Genomic DNA, 11,784 nt, shown 5'->3' with positions numbered 1-11,784 from the left:
AAAGTCCCCCGCTTATTGCCCTAAGCAATAGAAGTGGGGGACTTTTCTCATAATGTTATAATATTTATTCTGAAAGATAATCATTTGCACTGTAGTAATGTGTGAAAATGTCAGTCACTTCATACACCACGCCACCTTTAGATGACGAACAATGACACCATGTTGCTTCACCTTTCTTATTTTTTCCACAATATATCCCAACATGATCTATACTTTCCTCAATATCTTTTTTATATTTTTTACGCTGTTTTTTCAGTTTCTTAAGTTGCTTATCATATTTATTAATCCTTTCAGAATAACCATTTATATCCGCCTGACATTTTTTTATTTTTTCATTGTACGATTTTATCAAAGCATTTATTTTCTCATTATTCTTTTTTTGTTGTTCAATTCTTTGCTGTTGGTCTTGTTGTTCCTTCTCCTCCTCTGATATTTCCTCCTGCTGCTCGTCATTGTCAGATGAAATCTCTGATTCAGATATATCAATAACCTCATCTTTTTTACCATTCAGAGCAGTTATCTTATCTTTATACTCTGATATTTTATCTTTCTTTTCTTCAATCCTATCTTTTAATTGTGTTTTTTTAGTCTTTCTTGCCTTAATCTTCTTATCAAAAGACTTTTCCTTACTCTCATTTGCATCCTGTGCCATCCCCGGCTCTGAGTAAGATTTTCCATCAGCGTCAAAATAAAGTGAACCGGTACCATTTCTGAGACCTATATCTCCCGGCTGCAGCTCATTCTTTTTTATTTTCGGCAAACCTGATATCGAAATAGTCGACCCCAGTGACTCAATCCTCTTCTTATTGTATTTTGAATAAACAAACTGGATAAATCCTGAACAATCAAGCTTCTTAGGCTGCTCTTTTCCTTTAATTTGAACATCTGTAGGCTTTCCTCCCCAAAGATATGTAATCTTTCCTTTATATTTTTTTGCAATTTTCACAATCTCTTTTCTTGGATTTTTCTTAACTTTCTTATCCGCCGCTTTGTTTTTCTTTTGAGAATTTCCTTTATTCATACGTAATGAGACTTCCGGCTTTCTGCCAGATGCGTATGAGGTTATTGCTTCCGTCGTTGTACTTACCGCACCTGTTGTAGCATTTGCACTCTTATCTGACTTTCCTTTGTCTTCCATATTTTTATATGAAACAACCGAAACTGTTTCATTTCTTTTATTGTCAGATTTATTTAAAGTCCCGGAACCTGCTGCCGCAACTCCTGCCAACAGACAGACCCCACCTATCAAACCACATGTCATAAATTTACGCTTCAATTTTCTTCCCCCTTCAATCTTTTGTATCAGTATGCAACACTAAAACCGTTTTCTTTTTCGACTATATCTATACTTCGGATTTCAACATTTTGTATATCTATATATGTATCTGAGTTTAGATTAAGAAGCAATCTCTCTACCAATACATCTTCGCCCTGAACTTCCATATATACCGAACCGTCACTTTCATTGCGAACCCATCCCGTAAGACCTAATGATGATGCCGCATTTTTAGCATGATATCTAAATCCTACACCCTGAACTTTTCCACGAAATCTTATCTGTTTTCTCACCATGTCTCTAATCACCTCACTATATGTTTTTTCATTAGCTATAATACTATCCGCTTTAGCTGAATGCGTCAAGTATTGCTGTATATTTTTTATGACTGAAACTGTTACCGGGTTTCCCATAAATTATATTGAATTACTATGAATTATAGTATATAATATATAATTAGTGTCTGTAAAGTTTTAATTTCCATACACTATTTTTATGTTGTAATACAAGGTTCAAAACACCTTTTAAACACAACAACATATTATCAATAAACATACACAGAAATGAGGAATAAATAAAATGAAAATATCAACAAAAGGGCGATATGCTTTAAGGCTTATGATAGACATAGCACAGCACTGTAACGAAAAACCTGTAAGTATAAAAGAAGCAGCCAAAAGGCAGAATATATCAGATAAATATCTTGAACAAATAATTTCCATATTAAATAATGCCGGATATGTAAAGAGCATACGCGGACCTCATGGTGGCTATCTGTTAAAAAAAGCCCCAAAAGACTATACCGTCGGAATGATATTAAGACTCACCGAAGGTTCTTTAGCACCTGTCACCTGTGTCGAGGAAGATGCCGACAGCTGCGAACGAAAAAGCAATTGTGCTACATTTGTAGTATGGCAAAAAATGTATGATGCCATCTGCGATGTTGTCGACAATATAACACTTGAGGATCTTGTATCCTGGCATATCGAGGGTTCGGGTGATTATTGCATCTAAAATGGTGAAATTATTATTCATTTAACAAATGTATCATGTTATAATGTTTCTAAATATTGAAGCTAAAATAAACTTCACAGATATATAATCTGTGAAGTTTTATTTTTAATTTAAAACTTAATAAATGCAAGACAAACTGTTAATTTTGAATAATAGGAGGCGATTTGAATATGAAAAAATTCTACAGACACATTTCATTTATCCTGATACTGACATTATGTATAGTACCACTTCATGCAGTATCAGTGTTTACCGGACATACTCCATTTTCAGATATGTGTATGACTGCAAAAGCTCAGACCTCGGAAAACATCATTTATCTAAAAGACGGTGAGGGCGAAGGAGGAAATGGAACACTTAACAATCCATACCTAAACATACGAACAGCTTTAAAAAATATTAAAGATGGACAAACCTTATTTCTTACTGATACTGTTCAATATACAAAATATGAAAAAGGTACGGATGGTTCTGCCCTTCCACTTATAATTAACAAAAATATTACTATTGCAGGCAATGATACTGAAAAATCCGTTTTGCAGTTAAGGGCTGCCATCCAGCTCGCCGCAGATGTAACCTTTAAAGATATGAGACTTCAGATAGCACCCGAAATAATACTTGGAAAATCATCTTTAAATTATAATACCAATACAACTTCTGAAATTTTGGGAACGGAAGCTTTTAAAAGCACGGCAATCTATGTTGGAGGGCATACACTTACAATAGATAATGTAAATACAAAACTTGATTCTGAAGCACAGAGTAAAATACGCCCATATATATCCGGTGGTGCATACCGACTGAATACAGATAACAGTATTCTTGGCGGGAACACTGTCGTCAATATTATAAATGCCAATGCCGAAACAAAATTTGCCGACATATATGCGGGGGATTACTTCAAATCAAGAAATATCCCTGCAACTTTAAACCTAAGCGGCAAGTTTCTTGACTCTGTCGTTCATTGTGGCGGCTACTCTGACTCAAGTATTCTCAATAGTGATGTTGACATAAATCTTTATGCCGACAACCCTGATTCTTCAGCACAGGTATCAGGCATAACAGGATTTGATACAGCAAATCATAATGGAAAAGTAAATGTTACATTAACAAAAAATGTATTTTCATCATCAATGAGCTTAAATGACATAGACTGTCTTAAACTTGATAATAATTCAAGGATAAATTTTGACTCCTCCAATATTTTTGATGTTAAAAATGTAATCTTAGGAAATAACACAATACTCGATTTCAGACAGCTTACAGGCAATCCTGCCATAACAGAAACACTTTTATCATTAGCTCCTGCTGACAATACTCAAAAAAATGCTTCAATATTATTAAACAACGAGCAGACACTTAGAATATCAGGTAATGTGACCGGCACAACAAGATTAAATGTTGTTGACACACAAGAAATCATAAGTAACTTTAATTACGGACATACATATGTCACTTCTTCGCAGAGTTCAGATGGTACTTTCAGTATCGATGGCACAAAGGATACTTTTGCAGAACTTAAAACCGAAACTGAAGATAATATAAAAAAATGGAGCATATACAAAAAATCAGGTTCCGAGCCTGATGATACTGACTTTAAGTCTTTTGAGATAACTGACGGTCCCGACATTATATATCCTACGGAATTTTATCATGATTATAGCTATAAACTTAAATTTATAAATAAAAATGATGAGACTTACATCCCTGATTATTCAATTTTAATGCGTAACCTTGACTATCAGATAATTAAAGATGGAAAAGTCATTTTTGACAGCTCAGATAACACTGATGCTGACAATACCGTATATCCTCTCATAACATTGGAAACTACTCAGTCAGATGAAAATGACGAAAATTCTTCATATGAAACAATTTTGGCTATTGAAACAGACGATGTGGCAAAATTAAAGAATATATACGGAAATTACAGTATCGTTCTAAGTTACTTTGGAAATTCCATAACAAAAAATATAAGAATTGCCGACCCCTTAGAAACTGCGGAACCTACCACAAAGCCTACACCTACACCAACTATTAAGCCAACGGCGGCTCCAACCACCGAGCCTGCAAATACACCTACTACTAAGCCAACGGCAGCTCCGACTGCTGAGCCTACAAATACACCTACTACTAAACCGACGGCGGCTCCAACCACCGAGCCTACAAATACGCCTACTACTAAACCGACGGCAGCTCCAACCACTGAGCCTACAAATACACCTACTACTAAGCCAACGGCGGCTCCAACCACCGAGCCTACAAATACGCCTACTACTAACCCGACGGCGGCTCCAACCCCCGAGCCTACAAATACGCCTACTACTAACCCGACGGCGGCTCCAACCCCCGAGCCTACAAATACGCCTACTACTAAGCCAACGGCGGCTCCAACCACAGAGCCTGCAAATACACCTACTACTAAACCGACGGCGGCTCCAACCACCGAGCCTGCAAATACCTCCCAGCCACCGTCAACTCCTGTTCCGGCACCAGCCCCAACACCGGCTCCAACACCGGCTCCAACTGACAATACCGCATCAACATCACCACCTAGTGACCCGGATGCAGCTCCGACATCAGTACCGACTAATGTGCCATCAGTCTCTCCGACTGTTGCACCAACTAAAAAACCAGCATCTGCAAAAACTAAATTTGCAGATAAAAAGAGTGGTATTTATTTTAAAATATCAAACTCGTCCAAAAAATATTTGGAATACTTATACCCCACTTCAAACAAAACTAATATAGTCATTCCAAATACGGTAAAATATAAAAATAAATCCTATAAAGTTGTTTCTGTTGCACCTAAGGCATTTTATAACAAAAGTAAATTAAAAAAGGTGTGCATAAATGCAAATATAACAACTCTGGGAAAAGACTGCTTTGCAAAATGTAAAAAACTCAACAGTATCACCTTTAAAGGAAGTAAGCCGCCAAAAATAGGCCGAAATGCTTTTAAGAACATCAATAAAAAAGCTAAATTTTATGTTCCGAAAAAGGCTTATGCAAAATACAGAAAAACACTCACTTCAAAAACAGGTTTTAATAAATCTATGAAAATTGTAAAGAAATAGTACATTATCACCTGCATGAGATTTTAAAACAGCAAAGCGTACCATAAATATCTTATTGATTGCAAAACCCCCTGTTATTTTCTGTTTTATAACAGTTAATAACAGGGGGCTTATTTTATTGCAATAAATACATTATCTTACATTTTAAGCATCAACATTTTCTATATAAGCATAGCAGACTTGAAATAAAACATTACGAAATAAGTTCTTCTATCTTGTCCTTGGTTATAAAGCCTATACTCCTATTTGCTTCCTCACCGTCTTTAAATAATACAAGTGCAGGTATGCTCTGTATTCTGTACTTCATTGCAAGGTCAGGATTTTTGTCAACATCGACATTAAAGAACTCTACATCGTCTCTTTCCTCTGACAACCGTTCTACTACAGGTCCTATCATATTGCAAGGCCCACACCAGGCAGCCGAAAAATCAACTAATGCACATTTGCTTGCTAAAACTTCACTCATATCGTTATTTACTATTTTCTTAACCATATTACTCCTCATTTCTGCACACATTCTCTGTGCATAGCGTGAAATATAATATATTCACACCTAATATTTGTGTCAAGTGTGCACAGACACAAATTGTCTGGTTTATTGTCAAAAAGCAACTTACTATTACGGTACTACTATCTTTCCTGCTATTGCACAAGCTGCTGCCGATTTTGGTGACGCAAGGTAGATACCTACTTTTGATGTTCCCATACGACCGAGGAAATTACGGTTGTTTGTTGCAACAACTGTCTCTCCGTCTGTCAGAATACCGCCTGTTCGTCCACAGCAAAGTCCACAGCTTGGATGTGTTATTATCGCACCTGCTTTTGAAAGGATTTCCATCGTTCCATTCTCTACCGCCTGTCTGTATATCTTACGGCTTGCAGGCGTAACGATAAGTTTTACAAAAGGTGCTACATGCTTGTCCTTAAGGATTTCTGCCGCTGCCATAAGGTCCTCAAGCCTTCCGTTTGTGCATGAACCGATAAATACCTGGTCAATCTCTTTTCCCTCAATCTCTGAAATTGGTTTTACATTATCGACATTTGAAGGACAAGCCATAACAGGTACTAAATCTTCTGCTTTATAATTTATAACTCTTGAATAAACCGCATCACTGTCACCGACCAAATCTTTCTGCTCGTCAGTAAGCTCGATTTCACAATACTCTGCTGTTTTCTCGTCAGGTGTAAATAATGCACATTTCGCTCCTGCTTCAATCGCCATATTTGACATTGACATTCTTGAAGCCACCGACATATTTTCCACTGTATCTCCGGCAAATTCAAGAGCTTTATATGTCGCACCGTCAGCACCGAGATCTCCAATAAGCTTCAGGATAATATCTTTAGCCATAACATTGTCAGGAAGTTTTCCCGTGATATTTACCTTGATAGTCTCAGGTACACGAATCCAGAGCGTTCCCGTTCCAAGAATACTTGCCATCTCAGTATAACCGATTCCTGATGAAAATGCACCAACACATCCATATGTAGTAGTATGGCTGTCTGTTCCAAAAACTATGTTTCCAGGTTTAACATATCCTGCTTCTGTCATAAGCTGGTGACAGATTCCGTCTGAACGGTGAATATTTTTCATTCCATATTTTTCCACAAATTCATTTCCAATACGGAAATGTCTTGTGTCATCAACCTGACTTGCCGGCACAAGATGGTCATATATAAGAACCGCCTTGTCAGGATTCCATATCTTCGTAAATCCCATCTCCTCAAACTTTGAGGCAACAAATGGAATAAAAATATCATGTACCATAACTCTGTCAACATTTACGGTAACTATCTCTCCCGGCTTTACTTCTTTGCCGACATTATTTCTAATGATTTTTTCAATAATTGTTGAACCCATAACTTACCTCCTAGTCTAATCCATTTAATTTACGCATTGCTTTTACAAGTCCGCCTGCATCGATTATCTCAACAAGATTATCCGGAAGTGATGCTATAGGATATTTATTTCCATCATACTCTATATTTTCATTAACTGTAACTGTAATACTGTCACCCTCTTTCACATCATCGTGAAGTTTATCATTCTCGATAAGCAAAAGACCGTTGTTTATTGAATTTCTAAAGAATATTCTCGCAAATGATTTTGCGATAACGCATTTTATACCAAGTGCTTTTATAATCTCAGGTGCCTGCTCTCTTGAAGAACCGCAGCCAAAATTCTTTCCGGCAACTATAATGTCACCCTCTTTAATCTGTGCTGCAAGTTCCGGTCTGAGTGGTGAAAACGCATATGGTGCCATGTCATTGACTGTCTCTAATGCAAGGTACTCAGTCGGAATAATAATATCCGTATCTATATCATCACCGAGCACCCAGACTTTTCCACTAAACTGTGCCATGTATTTTTCCTCTTTTCGTTATTTAGATTTTTCTACAATAAATCAGCCGTTGTAATCTCACCCTTTATCGCTGATGCTGTCACTGTTGCGGCTGATGCAAGATAGATAAATGAGTCTTTATGTCCTGCACGGCCTTTAAAGTTTCTTGTTCCCGTACTTATAAGAACTTCATTTTCACCGATAACACCCTGACAACTTCCCCAGCATACGCTGCAGTTCGGATTCATAACTATTGCCCCAGATTCCATAAATGTGTCGATAATGCCCTCTTTAAGTGCCTGCTCGTAAACTGCCGCACTTGCCGGTACCACAAGGAAACGAACAAGCGGAGCAACTTTCTTTCCTTTGATAAGTTCTGCACCAACACGGAGATCCTCAATTCGTCCGTTATTGCATGAACCAAGAAATGCCTCGTCAATATGAGTTCCTAAACATTCTTTTGCCGGTACTACGCTGTCCACAAAATGAGGTTTTGCAACGATTGGCTCAATTTCATCAAGATTAATGTCATAGACCTTTGCAAATTTAGCATCAGCATCACTTGAAAAGCTGTGTTTTGGCTTTCTTCCATGCTCCTTAAGATAATCAATCGTTATATCGTCAACTTCCATAAGTGCTGTTTTGGCACCTGCCTCAACACAGAGGTTACAGATAGATATTCTGTCGCTCATGTTGAGAGTTTTAAGTCCCTCACCGCCAAATTCCATAGCCATGTAATTGGCACCATTTGCACCAATCTTTCCTATAATAGTAAGGATAAGATCTCTTGCATAAACACCGTCCCTAAGTTTTCCTTTAAGATTAAATCTAAGTGTTTCAGGAACAAGAAGCCATGACTTACCTGTAACCATAGCATAGAGATAATCCGTACATCCAACACCGGTACCAAATGCACCAACAGCACCATAAGCACAGGTATGACTATCAGCACCAAAAATAAGTTCACCTGATGTAACATGATTTTCCATCATAACCTGATGACACACACCTGCACCTTCATAAAACTTAATGCCATGCTCCTTTGCAAAATCTCTCATCTTCTTATGTGAAGCTGCTGTTTTAACACTGTCACATGGAACATTGTGGTCTACTATCCAGACAAGTTTGTTTACATCTGCAATATGCGGATTTTTAAGTTTGTTATACATATCTATCGTAAGATGCGTCGTACCATCATTACTCATAAGTCTGTCAAGTTCTACTGTATGTATATCTCCCGGCTTAACCTCATTTACACCCGCGGCTGCCGCAATAATCTTTTCTGCTATTGTCATTCCCATGAAATTAATCCTCCTTATTTAATGATGCAATAAGACCACCCTGGTCAAGTATTCCCTGCATATACGCCGGAAGCTTTGTGCACTGGTATTCTTTATCACCAACACGCACAATACCTTCCTGAAGATTAAGTTCCATCTCATCACCTGCATTTACATTGTCATGCAGCTCTTTACAGACAATAACCGGAAGTCCGATATTTATTGAATTTCTATAAAAAATTCTGGCAAATGATTTCGCCACAACAGCCTTAACACCCAGTGCTTTTAATACGCTAGGTGCCTGTTCTCTTGAAGAACCACAGCCAAAATTTTCAGAAGCCACAACATAATCTCCCGGATTTACATTCGCTGCAAAGTCAGGATCAAGTGACTCAAATGTATGTGTTTTCATCTCATCAATTGTAGGAAAAAGAAGATACTGTGAAGCAATTATCTGGTCAGTATCAACATCCTGATCGAATTTAAAAATCTTACCCATCTATAGTTTCCTCCATTATATTTGTATAATAGATATTTACAAAACAATTTAATCATAATAGATTATAAGCATTTCACAAATACCTAATTTGTATAACAAAAAGTGCTTTTTAAGTATATCACATTTTTGATTGACTGTGAACTGTCTGCATATATTTTCGCTGTATCTGCTTTGACTATCCCCTCTTTTATAATATATTTATATGCTATTCTATTTTATCTCCACTGTCTGTTATATGATATATTCTTCCTTTGTAATCGTAAACTATATTAGTGTGTTGACATACACCGCCGCATCTTCCATAAACTTTTCAAATAATACATCGTCAATCAAACGAAGATTTCTTATTATCTGTATCACTTCTTCATCAGTTTTTCTATTCTTTTTAGATTTTCCTTTATTTTGTATTTCATTAGCCACTTGTTCCACCTTCTTTCAGTATTTGTTTCAGAAATATATGTTCATAATTGAACTTTATCATCTGATAAACAGATAAAAATGTTTGTTTTTTCTTAAGTAAAATAATGATAACATACGATTTATCTTTTTAATATGTGAATATTGTTAGAAATATTTTATATGATTTAGTACACTATAAACAATTTTGTAATATTAGATTTTTTATTTTCTTATCCAATATGCATTATTTTATATAGATTTCTTTGTTAATAACATACAAAAAAATCACCACTTAACTGCATTAAATGGCGATTTTATCATTGTTTGCGTTACTTTTTTTAATAATGTCCTTTAATGTGCTTCTTCATTTCTACAAGTACGACATTCATTCATCAGAAATTAATAAGTAGTATGTTAATACCGTTAATGTAAATCTGACCTGTTTGAGTACCATACATTTTTACATCATTCTCAAACAGAGTAGAGTCATATTTCTCCTGCGTTGCGTTTGAGTACCATACATTTTTACATCATTCTCAAACCATTATCCGATGGTAATGCGGAAAAGTTATGTTTGAGTACCATACATTTTTACATCATTCTCAAACATAATAAGATGTGATATTATCAAGTTTCTGGTTTGAGTACCATACATTTTTACATCATTCTCAAACCATATTCCGACAATCCCACAGCTTGCAAAAGTTTGAGTACCATACATTTTTACATCATTCTCAAACGACGGACAGAACCATACAAAGAGTGTATGGGTTTGAGTACCATACATTTTTACATCATTCTCAAACGTTAGTACAACAAAAATTATAAAAAGATTAGTTTGAGTACCATACATTTTTACATCATTCTCAAACTTATATGTTTTAACAATAGATTCTGTAGTAGTTTGAGTACCATACATTTTTACATCATTCTCAAACTGAAACTAGGCACACGCCAGGCAATGGAAGAGTTTGAGTACCATACATTTTTACATCATTCTCAAACGCGGCACATCGCCGTATCATTGCCAGCTTTGTTTGAGTACCATACATTTTTACATCATTCTCAAACGAAAAGCCTAACACATTTATAAAAGAAGTTGTTTGAGTACCATACATTTTTACATCATTCTCAAACGACCTCCAAAGCCTTTTCACTTAGAAATCCGTTTGAGTACCATACATTTTTACATCATTCTCAAACCAAAAGTTCCGCATCGCACAGTGTTTCATTGTTTGAGTACCATACATTTTTACATCATTCTCAAACGTCGTCCATCTCAACGATTTCAGCGTTATTGTTTGAGTACCATACATTTTTACATCATTCTCAAACGCTCCAGTGATAGTGCTATCAGATGTTTTTGTTTGAGTACCATACATTTTTACATCATTCTCAAACTGAGTGAGAACGCTTTAGACATCAAAGCCTGTTTGAGTACCATACATTTTTACATCATTCTCAAACACAGTAGACACTATATGCAGGTGGAAGAAAGTTTGAGTACCATACATTTTTACATCATTCTCAAACTGTACAGATGCCGTGTGTCTCTCCAAACTCGTTTGAGTACCATACATTTTTACATCATTCTCAAACCATATTCTGCATTAGGATTCTTAACAAATAGTTTGAGTACCATACATTTTTACATCATTCTCAAACACAGGTGATACTATATGCAGGTGGAAGAAGTTTGAGTACCATACATTTTTACATCATTCTCAAACAGACTGAATAATCATAATAAACTTTTTGATGTTTGAGTACCATACATTTTTACATCATTCTCAAACGTGTCCCTGCTGGGAATACAACATTTATCCGTTTGAGTACCATACATTTTTACATCATTCTCAAACACAAGCGATACTATATGCAGGTGGAAGAAGTTTGA

At 36.2% G+C, this 11,784-nt stretch carries 10 protein-coding genes and 1 CRISPR repeat array (1 of these 11 only partly in view); of the genes, 2 read left to right on the top strand and 8 right to left on the bottom strand.

What is annotated here, in order from left to right; translation table 11 throughout:
• Positions 1-64: 64 nt before the first annotated feature.
• Positions 65-1,276: an NlpC/P60 family protein gene (locus DWZ63_RS06630; RefSeq protein WP_055941364.1), complete on the bottom strand. Its 1,212-nt coding sequence runs from the start codon at positions 1,274-1,276 to the stop codon at positions 65-67.
• A 26-nt stretch (positions 1,277-1,302) separates the two neighbouring features.
• Positions 1,303-1,572, bottom strand: a complete 270-nt coding sequence (locus DWZ63_RS06625; RefSeq protein WP_055941362.1) for an acylphosphatase — start codon at positions 1,570-1,572, stop codon at positions 1,303-1,305.
• A 283-nt stretch (positions 1,573-1,855) separates the two neighbouring features.
• Between DWZ63_RS06625 and DWZ63_RS06620 the strand changes: the two genes are divergently transcribed.
• Both DWZ63_RS06620 and DWZ63_RS06615 read left to right on the top strand, forming a co-directional pair.
• On the top strand, positions 1,856-2,290 hold the full coding sequence (locus DWZ63_RS06620) for an Rrf2 family transcriptional regulator (RefSeq protein ID WP_055941359.1): 435 nt from the start codon (positions 1,856-1,858) through the stop codon (positions 2,288-2,290).
• Between the two features lie 170 nt (positions 2,291-2,460).
• Positions 2,461-5,367 carry a leucine-rich repeat protein gene (locus tag DWZ63_RS06615; protein ID WP_118499210.1) on the top strand — a complete coding sequence of 969 codons (2,907 nt, stop codon included), beginning with the start codon at positions 2,461-2,463 and terminating at the stop codon, positions 5,365-5,367.
• Between the two features lie 193 nt (positions 5,368-5,560).
• Here the strand turns inward: DWZ63_RS06615 and trxA are convergent, their stop codons facing one another.
• The 6 genes from trxA to DWZ63_RS15650 all read right to left on the bottom strand — a co-directional run bounded on the left by trxA (position 5,561) and on the right by DWZ63_RS15650 (position 9,908).
• The gene (gene trxA / locus DWZ63_RS06610; RefSeq protein WP_347474834.1) at positions 5,561-5,905 is read right to left on the bottom strand and encodes a thioredoxin; all 345 of its coding nucleotides are present in this window, start codon (positions 5,903-5,905) and stop codon (positions 5,561-5,563) included.
• 81 nt (positions 5,906-5,986) lie between these two features.
• Positions 5,987-7,228: a 3-isopropylmalate dehydratase large subunit gene (locus DWZ63_RS06605; RefSeq protein WP_118499208.1), complete on the bottom strand. Its 1,242-nt coding sequence runs from the start codon at positions 7,226-7,228 to the stop codon at positions 5,987-5,989.
• A gap of 10 nt (positions 7,229-7,238) precedes the next feature.
• Positions 7,239-7,730 carry a 3-isopropylmalate dehydratase small subunit 2 gene (locus DWZ63_RS06600; RefSeq protein ID WP_022013193.1) on the bottom strand — a complete coding sequence of 164 codons (492 nt, stop codon included), beginning with the start codon at positions 7,728-7,730 and terminating at the stop codon, positions 7,239-7,241.
• Positions 7,731-7,762: 32 nt separating this feature from the next.
• Complete coding sequence (locus tag DWZ63_RS06595) at positions 7,763-9,010, bottom strand: homoaconitate hydratase family protein (RefSeq protein ID WP_118499206.1); 1,248 nt, start codon at positions 9,008-9,010, stop codon at positions 7,763-7,765.
• 4 nt (positions 9,011-9,014) lie between these two features.
• Positions 9,015-9,488, bottom strand: coding sequence for a 3-isopropylmalate dehydratase small subunit (gene leuD, locus DWZ63_RS06590; RefSeq protein WP_118499204.1), 474 nt, complete (start codon positions 9,486-9,488; stop codon positions 9,015-9,017).
• Between the two features lie 264 nt (positions 9,489-9,752).
• On the bottom strand, positions 9,753-9,908 hold the full coding sequence (locus DWZ63_RS15650; protein WP_182431451.1) for a hypothetical protein: 156 nt from the start codon (positions 9,906-9,908) through the stop codon (positions 9,753-9,755).
• Between the two features lie 420 nt (positions 9,909-10,328).
• A CRISPR array of direct repeats spans positions 10,329-11,784; the repeat unit is 36 nt; unit sequence GTTTGAGTACCATACATTTTTACATCATTCTCAAAC (it continues 227 nt past the right edge of the window).

Source organism: Clostridium sp. AF34-13 (genome assembly GCF_003477845.1).
Lineage (GTDB): Bacteria > Bacillota > Clostridia > Lachnospirales > Lachnospiraceae > Butyribacter > Butyribacter intestini.
Note: the sequence above shows the minus strand (reverse complement) of the source record. Positions and strands in the feature narration are given on the sequence as shown.